Origin of the sequence: Runella sp. MFBS21 (genome assembly GCF_029433105.1) — a bacterium.
Taxonomy (GTDB): Bacteria; Bacteroidota; Bacteroidia; order Cytophagales; family Spirosomataceae; genus Runella.
In genome coordinates this window covers 198,747-215,238 of the sequence record NZ_JARNTW010000008.1, presented here as the reverse complement: position 1 = coordinate 215,238, position 16,492 = coordinate 198,747, and the positions used below count along the sequence as shown (strand labels likewise).

At 41.7% G+C, this 16,492-nt stretch carries 13 protein-coding genes; 2 read left to right on the top strand and 11 right to left on the bottom strand.

Annotated features, from left to right (window positions below):
* The first annotated feature begins 117 nt into the window (after positions 1–117).
* A complete protein-coding gene (locus P1X15_RS17485; RefSeq protein WP_277339428.1) occupies positions 118–2,550 on the top strand; it encodes a TonB-dependent receptor in 2,433 nt (810 codons plus the stop codon).
* 442 nt (positions 2,551–2,992) lie between these two features.
* Positions 2,993–6,349, top strand: coding sequence for an exodeoxyribonuclease V subunit beta (locus P1X15_RS17480; RefSeq protein WP_277339427.1), 3,357 nt, complete (start codon positions 2,993–2,995; stop codon positions 6,347–6,349).
* A 252-nt stretch (positions 6,350–6,601) separates the two neighbouring features.
* Here P1X15_RS17480 and P1X15_RS17475 read toward each other — a convergent pair whose 3' ends face one another.
* From P1X15_RS17475 to P1X15_RS17425, 11 genes are all read right to left on the bottom strand, one after another.
* Positions 6,602–8,296 (bottom strand): M14 family zinc carboxypeptidase, encoded by a 1,695-nt coding sequence (locus P1X15_RS17475; protein WP_277339426.1) that lies wholly within the window; start codon positions 8,294–8,296, stop codon positions 6,602–6,604.
* A gap of 47 nt (positions 8,297–8,343) precedes the next feature.
* Positions 8,344–8,784: a Spy/CpxP family protein refolding chaperone gene (locus P1X15_RS17470; protein WP_277339425.1), complete on the bottom strand. Its 441-nt coding sequence runs from the start codon at positions 8,782–8,784 to the stop codon at positions 8,344–8,346.
* Between the two features lie 37 nt (positions 8,785–8,821).
* Entirely contained in the window at positions 8,822–9,256 is a 435-nt protein-coding gene (locus tag P1X15_RS17465) for a hypothetical protein (RefSeq protein WP_277339424.1), read from the bottom strand.
* A gap of 77 nt (positions 9,257–9,333) precedes the next feature.
* Positions 9,334–9,891 (bottom strand): RNA polymerase sigma factor, encoded by a 558-nt coding sequence (locus P1X15_RS17460; RefSeq protein WP_277339423.1) that lies wholly within the window; start codon positions 9,889–9,891, stop codon positions 9,334–9,336.
* A gap of 70 nt (positions 9,892–9,961) precedes the next feature.
* Positions 9,962–10,918: a transketolase family protein gene (locus P1X15_RS17455; RefSeq protein WP_277339422.1), complete on the bottom strand. Its 957-nt coding sequence runs from the start codon at positions 10,916–10,918 to the stop codon at positions 9,962–9,964.
* Positions 10,919–10,958: 40 nt separating this feature from the next.
* Positions 10,959–11,552, bottom strand: a complete 594-nt coding sequence (locus P1X15_RS17450; RefSeq protein WP_277339421.1) for a DUF4276 family protein — start codon at positions 11,550–11,552, stop codon at positions 10,959–10,961.
* The gene (locus tag P1X15_RS17445; protein WP_277339420.1) at positions 11,546–12,529 is read right to left on the bottom strand and encodes an AAA family ATPase; all 984 of its coding nucleotides are present in this window, start codon (positions 12,527–12,529) and stop codon (positions 11,546–11,548) included. The genes P1X15_RS17450 and P1X15_RS17445 overlap by 7 nt, the downstream gene beginning before the upstream one ends.
* A gap of 2 nt (positions 12,530–12,531) precedes the next feature.
* On the bottom strand, positions 12,532–13,122 hold the full coding sequence (locus P1X15_RS17440) for a Uma2 family endonuclease (protein WP_277339419.1): 591 nt from the start codon (positions 13,120–13,122) through the stop codon (positions 12,532–12,534).
* Between the two features lie 12 nt (positions 13,123–13,134).
* Complete coding sequence (locus P1X15_RS17435; protein WP_063828454.1) at positions 13,135–13,992, bottom strand: transketolase; 858 nt, start codon at positions 13,990–13,992, stop codon at positions 13,135–13,137.
* Positions 13,993–14,079: 87 nt separating this feature from the next.
* Positions 14,080–14,529 (bottom strand): thioredoxin-dependent thiol peroxidase, encoded by a 450-nt coding sequence (gene bcp / locus P1X15_RS17430; RefSeq protein ID WP_277339418.1) that lies wholly within the window; start codon positions 14,527–14,529, stop codon positions 14,080–14,082.
* The gene (locus P1X15_RS17425; protein WP_277339417.1) at positions 14,462–16,465 is read right to left on the bottom strand and encodes a M23 family metallopeptidase; all 2,004 of its coding nucleotides are present in this window, start codon (positions 16,463–16,465) and stop codon (positions 14,462–14,464) included. The genes bcp and P1X15_RS17425 overlap by 68 nt, the downstream gene beginning before the upstream one ends.
* Positions 16,466–16,492: the final 27 nt, after the last annotated feature.

Below are 16,492 nucleotides of genomic sequence, written 5' to 3'. Positions count from 1 at the left end.
TTTGCCATGATAAATGAAATGATTAGCGTAGGTAGGCTGCGAAATTTTTAGCTTCTTTACCGCGATTAACGGATTGTACTTTTATCCTATATGTCTAGTTAATTTTAAATCTCTATTATGAAAAACATATTTTTATTCTTCTTTTTTTTGATATTTTCTATCAATACGTTGGCTCAACCTACCCAGACCGTCAGGGGGCGCTTGGTGGATAAAGAATCTAAATTTCCCTTGGTAGGCGTGGCGGTTTTGTTGGTCAACAATGCTCCTACGCCAGTGGGGACGGTGACTGATACAGAGGGAAACTTCAGATTAATAAATGTACCCGTGGGGCGTCAGACCTTTCGATTTACTTTGGTGGGTTATAAAGAAATATTGCTCAACAACATCGTCGTCGAAGCGGGCCGTGAAACGATCCTAAATCTCGAAATGGAGGAGGCTATTACGGAGCTTAATACGGTGGTGGTGAAAGTAAAACGAAATGGCGAAGCTGCCAACGAAATGGCAGTAGTAAGCGCAAGACAATTTTCGGTTGAAGAAACAGGACGGTATGCTGGAAGTAGGGGAGAACCCGCTCGTATGGCTTCCAACTTCGCTGGGGTACAAGGCGCAGATGATTCGCGGAACGACATCGTGATTCGTGGTAATTCGCCTTCGGGGGTGTTGTGGAGATTGGAGGGCGTCAATATCCCTAACCCTAATCACTTCGCGATTGCAGGTACATCAGGAGGGCCTGTAAGTATCATCAACAACAAATACTTAGCCAATTCGGACTTCTTTACAGGAGCCTTTCCTGCTGAGTTTGGCAATACTACATCGGGGGTGTTTGACCTAAAACTTCGGAATGGAAATGATGAAAAACATCAACTTTCGGCGCAGTTTGGTTTTTTAGGAACTGAGTTTTTGGCAGAAGGGCCTTTGTCCAAAAAAAGCAAAGCTTCCTATTTAGTAACGGGCCGATACGCCAACCTATGGCTATTCAAAAAAGCAGGAATTGACATTGGAACCGAGGCTACACCTACTTATTTGGATGGCTTTGCTCGGTTTAATTTCCCACTGAAAAAAGGAGGAAATATAGCACTATGGGGCGTAGGAGGCGCCAGTACTATTGATATTTTGATTAGCGAACAAGAAGCTTCGGAAAGAAACATCTTTGGGCAAAACGACCGTAATCAGTACTTTTCGACCAACATGGCTACGGGGGGAATAACGCTCAACAAGCCTATCAATAAAAGTACTTTCTTCAAAGCCACCGTGGCCGTTTCTAGCAATGTTCAAGATGCCAATCATGATTTCTTGTTTTTGCGTAAAACTCCTCAAGGCGAGCCTTTGATTGAAAATAAGCGTTTTGTGATTGATTCTATCCGCCCTTTGTTGGATTATAAATTCAACGAAACGAAGTATTCGTTGGCCACTTATCTCAACAAAAAGTGGGGCGCCAAAAGTACTTTAAAGGTAGGGTTCAATGCTGATTTATATAGTTTTACGGCTTTTGACCAAGCGCGGGTCTTCAACGAAACTTCCATGAGCTGGACACCTTGGACAACACGCTGGAATGCAAACCGTGAAATGTATGTATTGTTGCAGCCTTATGTTCAGTTTAAACATTATCTTACCGAAAATCTTTCATTCAATGCTGGATTAAGTAGTTTGTATAGTTCTATCAATGCCAATAGTTATTCGGTTATTGAACCTCGTCTAGGTTTGGCCTTAGAATTGCCTCATCGTCAGAAGTTTACTCTCGCTACGGGTTTGCATAGTCAAGGCTTACCTTCGTATTTGTATTTTTATCATCCCAATTTGAGTAATGTCAACACGGTGCCTTATCCTGCCAAAAACGTGGGTTTTTCTAAAAGTTGGCATTTTGTAGCAGGTTACAGCAAGATGCTGGCCGACAATCTGCGATTGTTGGTAGAAGCCTATTATCAAAACCTCTACGATGTACCGGTAGAAGTTCAGAAATCGTCGTTTTCGTTGGTGAATTCGGGAGCTGGTTTTTCGCGAATATTTCCAAATTTACTCCAAAATGCGGGCATTGGTCGCAACTATGGAGCGGAAGTGACGTTGGAGAAATTTTTTAGCAACAATTACTATTTCTTAATCACGGCCTCACTGTTTGATGCTCAATACCAAGGTTCTGATAAACTATGGCATAATTCGGATTTTAATGGAAAATATGCCTTCAATGCGTTGTTTTCTAAAGAGTTTACCTTCAACAAACGCAAAAGCTTGAATATTGGAGCTAAATTTACGATGACGGGCGGGCGTTGGTATGGGCCAGTGGATGAAGTTTTGTCGCGGCAAACACAGGAGATTGTTTTTGCCGATGCTACCCGAAACTCACTCCAATTTGACCCATACAAACGTTTTGACCTCAAAACAGAATATAAAATCAATCGTAATCGTTTGACGCACACTATCGCGGTAGATATTGTGAATGTACTCGGAATTCAGAATCAACTTAGTTTGAGTTATATTCCCCAAGCACCTTATTTCAAACAAGAATATCAGTTAGGATTCTTGCCCGTATTCTTTTATCGGATTGATTTTTAAATTTGATAATTCGATAATGTGGCAATGAAAAAATATTGCCTCGTAGAGGCTACATATCGGTAGCCAATTGAGGAATAATAAATGAATAAATTGCCTCGTAGAGGCTACATATCGGTAGCCAATTGAGGAATAACAAATGAATAAATTGCCTCGTAGAGGCTACATATCGGTAGCCAATTGAGGAATAACAAATGAATAAATTGCCTCGTAGAGGCTACATATCGGTAGCCAATTGGCGGTAAATGAATAAATTGCTCCGTAGGAGCTATATATCGGTAGTCAATTGAGGAATAATAAATGAATAAATTGCCTCGTAGAGGCTACATATCGGTAGCCAATTGAGGAATAACAAATGAATAAATTGCCTCGTAGAGGCTACATATCGGTAGCCAATTGGTGGTAAATGAATAAATTGCTCCGTAGGAGCTATATATCGTTAAACATGTTTAAAATCGTTAGTTCGTCGGCTGGGTCGGGCAAGACTTATACCCTTACCAAAGAATATTTAAAACTCGTTTTACAAAACGAAAACGCTTATTATTTCAAGCACATTTTGGCAATTACGTTTACCAAAGCTGCTACGCGTGAGATGAAAGAGCGTATCATGAGCAAGCTGAAGGCCTTTGCGAGTGGGCAAGATGATCCTATGCTTCATGATATTTTGGGCGAATTGTATCCTGAGTCCTTGGCTGATAGAGAAGGTGCGTATGTGGTGCGGGAGCGAGATTTGCGTAAACGTGCCGAACGAATTTTTAAACAAATTCTGCACGATTATAGTGATTTTGCGATTCTGACTATCGATAGTTTTGTGCAACGCGTAGTAAGTGCTTTTACGGATGAACTCGAAATTCCGTTTTCGTTTGAGGTTGAAATGGAAGCGGGTGAACTTCTTTTGATGGCCGTAGAACGAATGCTGGAAAAAACAGGTGATGATTCTTATGGCGAACTTACAGATATTTTGGAGGCATTTTATTTGGAAGCAAGTCAACAAGGGCAAAATTACCACAGCTTACCCGAAGCGTTAGCAGCTTTTGCGCATGATTTGCTCAATGAACAGCGCTATGCAGCTATCAAACAAAATACGCATCTTTCGGCCAAAGACTTCAAAAAAATCAGACGGCAGCTGGTAGGGGCTGTCAAAAAATGGGAAGGACAAGTAGGTAAATGGGCTGAGCAAGGCTTGCAGCTTATTTTAGAAAATGGACTTGACGAAAAAGATTTTGCTTATGGGACGGTGTTTAAATATTTTAAAAAACGCACCGATGCCCAAGAAGCAATGTCGGCCCCAGGAAGCCGTGAAAAAGAGGCATTTGAAAATGATAAAGGATGGCTTACCAAAACCGCTCGGCCTTTTGTGGTAGAGACCGTACAGAATATCAAAGCTGAATTGGTAGGGTATTATGAACACATAGAACGGCTGCGTGAGCAAAATGGGGGGCTTTATTATCTCTACCAACAGCTCACTCCCCACCTGTATCATTTGTCGCTGCTCAACGAAATCAAAGAGGAATTTGACCGCCAACTACGCGAAAATAATCGCGTGCATATTTCGGAGTTTAACCAAAAAATCCTCCAAATCGTGACCGAAGACCCCGTGCCGTTTATTTATGAACGAATGGGAGAAAAGTTCAATCATATCCTGATTGATGAGTTCCAGGATACTTCTAAGTTGCAGTTTGCCAATGTGTTACCTTTGATTGACAATAGCCTCGGTTATGATCATTTCAATTTGGCGGTAGGAGATTCGAAGCAGGCGATTTATCGATTTAGGGGAGGGGATATGGATCAAATCATCGCTTTATATTCCAAAAATTTTGACCGTCTTTATCAATCCTTGGGAGATAGCGAGCTTACCCTCGAACGTCTCGAAAATATTCGTTGGCATTTAGAAAGTGATGTTTTGCGAACCAATCGGCGTAGTGCCAAAGAAATTATTGAATTCAACAATGCTTTTTTTCAAACCGTAGAAGAGCTTTATCGCGATACTTACCCACTTTCTAAGGAAGTGTTTGAACAAGTCGCCCAAGAACTGCCACCTCACCCAAAAGCGGGAGGAAGTGTAGAGATTGAATTTATTGAGGCAGATACCAATAGTGCTGACGATGAAAACGATACGCCAGCGATGATTGAGCGAACATTGGCATTGATAGAGCAAAGTACCCAACGCGACGGTTTCAGTGTAGGAGATATTTCGGTACTTTGTCGCTATAAGAGAGACGCTAAAAAAATTGCCAATTATCTGAAAGAGAATGGATACAATATCATCTCCGACGATTCGCTTTCGTTGCGTTTCTCGGGGGCGGTCAATCTCGTCACGGCTTTTATGCGTGTGCTTGTGAAGCCTGATAGTCGCCTCGATAAGTATGAGGCTTTGTATCTTTTTTTTAGGATGATTTTAAAACGAATTCCTGACAACACCGACAACAAACAACTCAAAACGGTGGTAGATTCGGTAGAAATGAAGGATTTCTATGCGTATGTTGAAAACCTAATGCCTCATACTATACCAACTCAGCCGGAGACGACCTCTTTGTTGGATCCCTATAAGCTGCTGCAAATCAGCGTGTATGAGTTGGTAGAGAAATTAGTACAAATTTTCCGACTCTTTGAGATGGTAGAGGAACGAGATTATCTGTTTCGGTTTTTGGATGTAGTACTTGAATACAATACTAAAAGAGGAAGTCATTTGGCCGATTTTTTAGATTATTGGGAAACCCAACAAGATAAAGTCTCGATTTCGGCGCCTTCTGACCCTAATGCCATCACGGTACAAACGATTCACCGTTCTAAGGGACTTGAATATCCCGTCGTGATTATTCCTTATGCCGACTGGAAATTTGTGCCTGACGCCAAGCGAGATACAATGTGGGTACAGCTTGAGCCTACCGACGAGCTTTCGCTGACCGATTATACCCTTGAAGAGGTAGAAAAGGGCAGTAGCATAGAACACACCGAACGAAAATGGATGAAGACAGGTTCGGTTCAGGTAAAAGCCGATTTGGAGCTCACGCCTACCAATATAGCCACTCAATACTACGACGAATGCCAACGGGTCTTTGTCGAAAACCTCAATTTGCTTTATGTAGCTTTTACGAGACCTACCAAAAAGCTGTATGTATTGGCCAAAGAAGAAAATTTTGCCAAAATCAAAACACCCCGAAAAGTAAGCTATTGGCTGCATCAATATTTGGAAAAAATGGGGGAAACAACTCAAGAATTTCAAACTGCAACTGCTTCCATAACTCCTTCTAAACCACATAGTAATCATGAGGATAGTTCATTTTTTTATATACCTCAAGTGATTTCTACTGACCGAAGTCGTGAGTTGCGTTTGCGGCGGTTGGCCAATCGTATTTTTGACGTAGAAACCTTTGAACACAAAAAAGACCACGGCAATAAGGTGCACCATGCACTCTCTATGGTACGTACCCCCGGCGATGTGCCAACGGCGCTTTTGCGGATGCAGACAGAAGGAATCATTCAACAAGCAGAAGCAAAAGACATTCAGAAAAGCTTGGATAAAATCCTTCAGCATCCAGATTTAGCAGGGCTATTTGACGAAGAAACAAAGGTGCTCAATGAACGTGAGATACTTACTCCTGATGGTAATTTGCACCGCCCCGACCGCATCGTTTATCTTGCAGATCGTGTAGTAGTATTAGACTACAAAACAGGCGTACCTCTCGAAAACCACATTCGTCAAATCAAAAGGTATGCCAACCTTTACAAAGAGATGGGGTATGAACGAGTAGAGGCGCTTTTGGTATATATTGAGCGTAATGAGGTATTGAAAGTCTAAGCCTTTGATTATAAACTAAAACGGGCATATAAAAAGAGTTTATTGTTACTATTTTTATATGCCCGTTTGTTTTTTTTATATCCCCTAAAAAAAAGTTATAATAATTGGGGAATTTTAGTGACCTAGAGGGATGTTTCGCGTATATATAGTTATATAACTATAAGCAAACCCCTTTTTATATGGACCCATTTTTTTACTTCGACGAAGATGAAACTGAGCCTTCAGATGAGGCTGAGCCTGCCACGGAAGCTACTAAGGTAAACGATACACTGGATAACGCAAATAAGAGCGTTCAGAATACGGAGAGTTACGATAAATAAATTCTAATTGGGCCGCGCCACTTTTGGCAAAAGCCTCGTCTTTTTTCTTACGTTCCTCTAATTTTTCTTTCAAAACTGCATCTTTACGGAGCAAGTCTGCCGCTACATCCTCAAATACGTAGGCGGAGAAGTGCTCTTTTTGCCCTAATACACTGTCAAAAAAATTCCAAGCAAAGAAAGAATCTGGGCCTTGAGGTTCTAACGTCTCAATGATATACCTATTTGAAGATTGATTGGTATATACTATGTAGTCTCCTTTATAGAAGGGTAGAGTTTGTTTTTCTTTTCTCAAAACTACCCCTGTATGAATATAATGCCCTTCATAAGGCTTAGTGGGGCTTTTGTAATCTTCGATGTAGTAGGCTTCTACTTCCACTGATATATCTTTGGGAAGTGGTTCTAGCTTTACTCCGTTTATTTTAAGAAGTTCTATCACCCTCGCCCAGCTTTGTGGAATGATATAAGCCTTTGGTTTTTCAATGGTTATATCTGGTACATAATGGTCAAAAAAAGGAATACGTTTGGTAAATGTTTCGTTTCTATCATAGTATAAACGATTGAGACCACTTACTTCACTTGGCTTATATTTGGCTCCAAATCCTTTGAAAGTAATCGAATCGGCAACGGTTCGGTCGAGTTTCCAACTCAAAGGAAAGGTAGCTTTAGACGCTACTGCTTCGTCAGCTTTTTGTTTGTTTTTAATTAAAGACGCTGCGTGCTGAGTACTAAGTTGAAGGGTGGCTTCCAAAAAAGCATAGGTACCTTTGACGCGCGTAGGATAATCTTTAAGCATGTGCAATTCTACCACAAAAGTCTCACAATTAAACAAAGACGCATAGCCTGAGCTATACCGTGGTGTATCATTGAAGCCATTATAGCCTGATTCGGGTGTGGCACCATAAGCATTGACATAAGGCACAGGGTCAAAACCTGCTTTGGTAAGTAGCCCGTCTAGTTGGGGCTTGAATTGTTTAGTAAAAAATTCAGAAACCAGCGGATTAAACTTGTCTTTTTGAGTCGGGAAATAAGTGACAGCGTGCTGGTAATCGGCACCATTGGAGGTATGGGTATCCACTATGAGGTGAGGCCTCCATGTTTGAAACATCTTCTGCCATGATTCTGAATTTTTAGAGTCGGTTTTGATAAAATCGCGGTTAAGGTCATAATTGCGCGAGTTGGCCCGAAACCCATAGCTGTTGGGTCCGTTTTGATTGATGCGCGATAGCCCCCGGTTGAGTATTCCATCCACATTATATACCGGCACTACACACAAGACAACATTGGAGGGCAATGTTTTTTTTGTCAACAATTCTCGCACCCACATCATGCTCGCATCGATTCCTTCGGGCTCACCCGGATGAATCCCATTGTTGACAAGGATAGTGACTTTATCAGCTTGTGGTTTGAAGATTTTGTTGGCCGATATTACAAACAAATGTAGGGGCTTGCCTATGTCGGTAGTCCCTACTTGTATCAATGTGGCTTGGTCATATTTCTTATCTAACTCTTGATAAAACCGAATGACTTCGTCATAAGTGGCAGTTTCTTTGCCTTGGGAAGTTTCGTAGGAGATGGTTTGGGCAAAAAGAGCATGGCTCATCAAGACCAAAATCCAAAGTTTGTTCATAAGATGAAGTGTATAAAAAGCTGAAAAAGTGGATTCAGCCGCAAGGGTTAGTTGCTTCGCTCAGGCATCGCCTTTTTATTAAGGCGGTGTAAAAGCATCTGAGTAAACATTTGCTCGGCTTTGTAAAGCTCGGCCAACTGCCTCACGTTGATAACCTTCAAAAATTTGTTCATGTATTCGCGCTCCAAATCTACTTCTTTTTGTTGAAGATTGAGGGTTTCGCGGATATTAGACAATATTTTTTCATCAGGAGTGGTGAGAGTATTGGTTTCGGCGATGAGTTTTCGCATTTGTTTACGAATTTCCTTTTTCTTTCCGTCAAACTCATTATACACGGGCCAAAACTCTTGCGATTGTTCTACGGTCAGATTGAGGCGATTGGTAATAAGACCGATTTTAGCGTTTTCGAGTTTTTGTTTACCACCTTCTTGGGCGGAGACCGTTCCGACCACAATAGTGAAAAGTAATAGAATAAGAACCTTTTTCATGATTAAAATTTTATGATAACATACTAGACGATTACGCTTAAATCATTTCCTCAATATTTTCATCTTGAAGTGCTCTTTTGAGATCTTCATCATTGACGTTGAGTTGCTGAAACAACACATCTTCTTCGCTTTCAATCGGAGCTTGAGTTTGTTCAATCACCTCTTGTTGGGAAATATTGTGGTCTTTTAAGTAGGTCAAAATTTCATCATTGGTGACTTGGCTCAAGGTCTCTTCGCTCAAAGAAAGTTGTTTTTGAGGATAAGTCACCCACAACAAAACTCCCACAATACTAGCAGCAGCTCCTGTAAGGGCAGTACGCTTCCACGACCAACTTACACTAAAAGGGTTCTCCTTTTGAATAGCTTGCTCATAAATGCGAGATTGAACAGTCGTGGGTAGTTTGTCGAAATATCCTGCGGGCTCACGATAAGGGAGCTTGCGGTCGAGGTCTTCTAACTTTATCCTTTTCATTTTTCTCTAGGTTCAGCTATTGTTGTGGATGAAGAATTTAAGCATACAAACTTTTGACAATGCTTTTGTAATAAAGTTTAATCGCTATCGTTCAAAAACTTCTCAATTTTTGTAACAGCATGATGATAACTTGCTTTTAATGCTCCTACTGAGGTGCCGGTGATTTCGGCAATGTCCTCGTATTTGAGGTCATCGAAATACTTCATATTAAACACCAAACGCTGTTTTTCGGGTAACGTCAACAAAGCCTTTTGAAGTTTCAAGTGTACTTCATCGCCGCTCATAGGGTTTTCGGATTGGCTTGAAACACTTTCAAGTTTTTCGAGCAATTCCCCTTCTACATCATGAATAGGCATAAAAAAACGACGCCTTTTTTTGTTCAAAAAATTGAGGCATTCGTTGGTAGCAATACGATAAAGCCAAGTGAAAAGCTGAGAATCTCCTCGGAAGGTTTCGAGCGATTGCCAGGCTTTGATGAAGGTTTCTTGGGTGAGGTCGTCGGCGTCGTCGTGGTCAATGACCATCTTTCGAATATGCCAATATATTTTTTGTTGGTATTTACGTACCAATTGGTTGAAAGCAAAATTGCGGCTTTCAGGGTTGGCAAATTTCTCAAGGATGGATTGGTCGGTCATGCAAAATAAGATGGGTTATCCGTCAATGATTTTAATGTATTTTTTTCAATCAACGGATAACCCATCATCATTAATTTTTTCTTGAAATGGCTTTTTTGGCGGCTGCCACAATGTCTTTGGCGGTGAGACCGTATTTTTCCATAAGCTGGGCGGGAGTTCCACTTTCGCCGAAGCTATCTTTTACCGCAATAAACTCTTGTGGATAAGGGGTACCTTGAACCAATAGTTCTGCAATAGCACTACCCAACCCGCCTGCTACTTGGTGTTCTTCGGCCGAAACCAAACAACCCGTTTTTTTCACCGACTTTAAGATAGCTTTTTCATCCAAAGGTTTAATAGTATGAATATTGATAATTTCGGCGTTGATACCTTCTGCTTCGAGGATTTCCCCGGCCTGAATCGCTTCCCATACCAAATGGCCTGTCGCAAAGATACTTACATCGGTGCCTTCGTTGACCATCCAAGCTTTTCCGATTTCAAATTTTTGGTCAGCATCCGTAAATACTGGCACTACTGGACGTCCAAATCGAAGGTAAACAGGCCCCTCGTATTCAGCAGCGGCGATAGTGGCGGCTTTGGTTTGGTTGAAGTCGCATGGGTTGATGACGGTCATTCCGGGCAGAGCGCGCATCATAGCGAGGTCTTCGAGGATTTGGTGAGTGGCGCCATCTTCGCCCAACGTCAGACCCGCGTGTGATACGGCTATTTTAACATTTTTGTTTGAATAAGCTACGCTTTGGCGGACTTGGTCATAGACCCGTCCCGAACCAAAATTGGCAAATGTGGTAGCAAACGGAATCTTACCGCCGATGGTGAGGCCAGCAGCCATACCAATCATGTTGGCTTCCGAAATACCGCATTGGATAAAACGCTCTGGATTTTCTTTGATAAAAGCATCAAGCTTGAGGGAGCCTACCAAGTCGGCACAAAGAGCTACGACTTCAGGATTGGTTTGGCCTAGTACCTGCATACCCACGCCAAAGCCGCTACGGGTATCTTTTTTTTCGGTGAATGTGTATTTTTTCATATAAAAAAATGTGAGCGGCAATCCGCTTTCAAGTTGCAATTTAGTGACTGATTGACTTTAATTTATCTAAAAAATATTGAGCACTTGGGCAGTTTTCTGCCGAATGCTCAATCGTAAAACCATTTCTGAGTAGACTTTTTGCAAAAAGCAATTTGTCGCCAATACCCTTACCATTTCTGGTAGCCATTGAAATTTCCTTCAGTTTTTCGCTAGGCTTTATGATTGTCTCTGGATTTGCTACTTCTGGAAATAATTCAAGAAAATTACTGCCAAAATAAGTTTTTAATAACGCTAAATCTCCTAAAAACCAAGTTTCAATCTGTTTTACAACGATGATTTTTATGACGGTTTCATCAGCGTTTTGGATTTCTGTTTTAGCTGAACTAATGCAGGTTAAATCTTCTAAGTCCCTCATACAGAATATATACTCGGCACCCATGTCGTGGAGTAGCTGAGTGAAGGAGTGCAATTTTTCTTCATTTTTGAAAACGTCTTTTCCTCGTTCTCTTTTGTTGGTAGGAAAAATACCATTGATTACTTCTATACCTGCCTTACGGCACAGCGCTTTGAATGAGTCAGACGATACAATCTGTTTTTCGGTATCCCCTTCCACAATAAAACCTACTTTTACCATGGAGTACCTCCTCCTAATGCTCCAGAAAGCCAAGCTTCAGCCATATCTAGACCGTGGAGATTCAAGCCTTTCAATTGTTTGATTTGGGTTTGTCCTCCTACTTTATCTACCAGAATCACTTCTTCAGGCGTAAGGCAATCTACCAAAGTACCTGAATGCGTATTGAGCCAAATATAATGCCCTTTGTTCTCACAGGCATCGCGAAAAAAATCTACTAGCTTTCTAACTACATAGGGATTCAGTCCATTTTCAGGTTCTTCGATGCACAAAAACTGCGGTTGGTCGGATTGGTAAACAGCAGTCAATAGCGCTAGAATATTGTAAGTCCCATCCGAAAGTAGGTCTTTGGTAAAAGGCTTTTGGACTCCTTTTTCGTACATGACGAGTGTATCGGTACTACTCAATTCGCTTGAGACAATTTCAACTCTTTCAAACCCAGGAATGAACAAATTTAGCCACTCGCTGATTTCTTGCTTTTTTTCGTCATCTTGGAGAATGCGTTTGAGTACTTTTTCGAGATTGGAGGCGGAAGTGGATAAGAAGGAATCACTGTTTAAAGAAATTTTTTCTGATTTAGTATTATTTATAAATACTCTACAGAATTTTTTTACAAATTGCTCATATTCATTTGATTTATAAGCATCATTATATCGGTAATTCCGTCCGCCAGTATGAGTTGAAATTGTATACTTATCAATATACAAATTACATTTGGTTATATATTCAACATCTAAATGTAAGATTATTTGTATCTCCTTCTCAAGAGAATTAAAGTTGATAAAAGAATCTGCACCTCTGAACAATTCAATTGTAGTGTCATTGTATTTATGACTCATAGAGAAAAACTCCAACGCCTCAAAAATATTCGACTTTCCCGACCCGTTGGGTCCTACAAAGACCGTAAACGGGTTGGGTTCGTTGATTTCCAAATCCACAATCGACTTGAAATTTTTGATATGAATGCGCTGGATTTTCATTCTTAATCTTTAAAAACCTCTCTCAAATCAACTTTAAGTTCGGGAAAAATGAAGGAGTGCATGATTTCGTCTTCGATAAAAGGCCGATGTCCAATAAAAATGCCTTGCTCGTTGAGGGTATAAACGAGTACGTTGTTATCGGTCGATTGAACAATCCAATATTCCCGTACTCCTGCCTCTTCGTACACCTCAAATTTATCTTTCATCTCCTTTTTGCTATTGCCTGGCGAAAGGATTTCAATGATTAAATCTGGAGCACCTACGCATCCTCTTTTGTCCAATTTTGTCTTATCACAGATGACACAAATATCAGGTTGTACAACTGTATAGACCTGCTTATCAGCTTTGCTAGCCTTACGTGGTAGCCTTACATCAAAGGGTGCGTAATACCATTCACATGGCCGATTCTCAAAGTATTTGACCATTTGAGACGTAATATATCTCGATATAGCCTGATGCTTTCGCGCTGGTGCGGGCGACATCTTGAAAATCCGCCCTCTGATAAGCTCTACCCTTTCCTGAAACCGCCATTTGAGGTAGTCGGCATAGGTGTATTGCTTTGACAAGTCAAGTTGGTCGAGGCTCGTAATCATGGTATTCAGGGATTAATAATCACCCAAAGTCTCTGGCAATTGCGCCAAGGCTTTGGCGAGTTGTTCGTCATTGGGAGCTACGCCGTGCCATTTGTGGCTGTGCATCATGAAATCTACCCCTTGCCCCATTTCGGTTTTCATCATTACGGCGATAGGCTGTCCTTTGCCTACCAAGCGTTTGATTTTGCGAAGTAAAGTCACAAGTTCGTCCATGTTGTTGCCATCTACACTCAGTACGCGCCATCCAAAAGCTTTGTATTTAGCGCCGAGGTCACGATTGTTGTTGACTTTATCGGTGGAGCCGTCGATTTGTTGGCCGTTTACATCCACAAAAGCCACGAGATTGTCCACGTTGTTGTTGGGTGCAAATTGTACTGCTTCCCACACTTGGCCTTCTTGCTGCTCACCGTCTCCCATGAGGCAATAAACGAGGTTTTTTTCTCCGTTAAGTTTTTTTGCCAAAGCTGCCCCAATCGCTACCGACAAACCTTGCCCTAATGAGCCTGAGGCAATGCGTACACCTGGCAGGTGCTCATGAGTAGTAGGGTGGCCTTGCAGGCGGCTGTTGATTTTGCGGAAAGTGGCTAATTCTTTAACATCAAAATACCCACGGCGAGCCAATACACTGTAGAAAACGGGCGAAATGTGGCCATTTGACAAGAAAAACAAATCCTCACCTTTGCCGTCGAGGTTGAAAGATAAGTAGCCACCTTTGCCTTTACGGTTGTTGATTTTCATTTGTTGGAAATAAAGTGCCACAAACAAATCGGCACAACCCAACGACCCTCCTGGGTGACCAGATTGGCAACCGTGTACCATCCGTAAAATATCGCGTCTTACTTGCGAAGCAATGCTTTGAAGTTCAGTCATTTTAATTATTGAAATATTGGTAGTTTGGAAATTGATACAAATATAAATGTCATATTGACACTTTTAGAGTAAACGCTAGAAAAAAACTTAGTTGAGCACCTGCTCAGCGTGGTTTTTGGTATTTACTTTCGTAATTACATCCTCTATCATACCTTCTTCATTGATAATAAAAGTGGTACGTATGGTACCCATGTATTTTTTGCCATAAAGCATTTTTTCACCCCAAACGCCAAAAGCCTCGACGAGCGAGTGGTCGGTGTCGGCTAGGATAGGAAAAGGAAGACTGTATTTGGTGGCAAATTTGAGGTGCGATTTTTGGTCGTCGATACTTACTCCTAGTACCACGTATCCTTTGGCAAGCAGCGCTTCGTAATTGTCGCGCAGGCTACATGCTTGGGCGGTACAGGCGGGGGTATTGTCTTTGGGATAAAAATAGAGAACTACTTTTTTGCCTTGAAAATCACTGAGTTTAACGACGTTTCCGTTTTGATCCTTTGCTTCGAACTGGGGCGCTTTTTCTCCTACTTGCAGTGCCATGCTTTTTTCGAGTAGTGGTTTTTATGACAGGTTCTTTGATTTCGGCCTGCAAGATAGCGATATTTCCTGCGCGGTCAGTCACTTCCAGTCTTAATTCCCCTTCAAAATCAAGGCTATCCACTAGCTTAGACGACCAAATATAATTTCGTTTGTATTCATAATTCATCAAAACCCACTCTCCATTGACGTATGCATTGAAGGACGCAATGCCCGACATGCCATCTGAAATACGGGCTGAGATGCTTTTTTTGTTGGATTGAATCAATTGAATGGAAGGAGGCGTTTCGTCAGTAGCCAGAGAAAAATTCCCCAATTCACGCGTTGTAAAATCTAGCACATCGCCGCGCCATTTACCCCCCATAAAACGCACCCGATTGCCATCCATGCGATAGGCGTGGGTTTTGTCGGGGTTGGAAGGCATCATATCGGGGCGGAAATTAATCCCGAGCGCATCACGCAGCGGAATGATTTCATCGTTGATAATGAGACCATTGGGGCGTGACTGAACTGCTAAGTAAAGTGTATCAAAAATGGTTTGATTCCCAAAACGCAAGGTATAGCGGTCGCCTTCGTAAGTGGCAAGGGCATTGGGTCGGATGCGTTGCTTGAAATCGGTGCGGAGAAGTTTGTTGCCAATCTGAATCGAATCGGGGAGATGTTCTCTCAAATCCAACAAATAAACCGTTTCGCCATTGCTCTGATAAGCAGGGGCTAACTGCAAACTTTTGCTTTTCACAAATACCTCCGCATAACTGAGCTGAGACAATCCCAAAGCACTGATTTTGAGAGTATTTTCGTCTATATCGGTTTTGATGTACGACAAAGAAGGCACACTTTCGGTAAGGGCAGGGAGCAGTTCTTGTGGAGGTTCACCTTTGATTTTTAAGGTTAATACCGCCGAATTTTCGTAAGAGTCAAACAATGTAACTTGTACTTCATGCGTGAGGGTGTCGCGGATTTGGAGTTTTCCGCGGTAGCCATCAGTACGGTGTATGTTGTAATTGTTGCCGTCAGGGTTATAGCATTTCAAATAGCGAGAACCCGTTTTTTGTTCCGTCTTATAATCTATCAGGTTGTTGTAGTCACGCGTTGACCAGCTAGGAAAAGACGTCATATTGTAAGCAAAGATTTCTTCTCCGTCGAGCTTGATTTCTACACAATTGACACCATTTCGGAAGTTAACGCCATTCATGGCATCAAAAGCGATGAGTTCAAGTCCTACTTCTCCCCATGCTTTGAGGGTTTGTGAAAAGCTATACACTCCTGATTTTTGACGAACGGGGCGAAAGCTGATTCTTTCAAACTCGCCATTGACACGACTTTCTAGGCCTATGGGGCGAATCGCGACGGAATTGAAATAGGGTGGAATTTCGTCTTCAATTTCGTCAAAATCAAAAAATAGTGGATTGAGATAATTGTCTTTCGAATCACGAATTTCAAAATGCAAGTGAGGCCCTGCCGACCCGCCTGTATTGCCTGAAAGCGCAATCAATTGACCTTTTTTTACAGGAAATTGCTCAGGGGAGGGATTGAGTTCTATTTCAAAAGATTTTCTTTCGTATTGTTTTTCAAGTAAATAGCTTCCTATAGGCTCCGCAAACGACAACAAGTGACCATAGACGGTAGTCATGCCATTGGGGTGTTTGATAAAAATCACGTTGCCATAGCCTGTAGTTTGAACTTTGATGCGTGATACATAGCCATCGGCTGCGGCCACTACGGGCAAGCCTTCTCGTTGCTGTGTCCGAATATCAATGCCAGCATGAAAATGATTGGTACGAAGATCACCCAATACCCCAGCTAAGGTGTTTTTTTGCCCAGGATAAATAGGAAATAGAAAATATCCCTTTGGGAAAGATTCTTTTTGGGCCAGAACTGCGGAGAAGCTTGAAAGCAAAAAGCTAAAAACCAGTAAAAAACGTTTGAATAAGAACATGCGAGAACCTCTTTTGTGACGAAATAC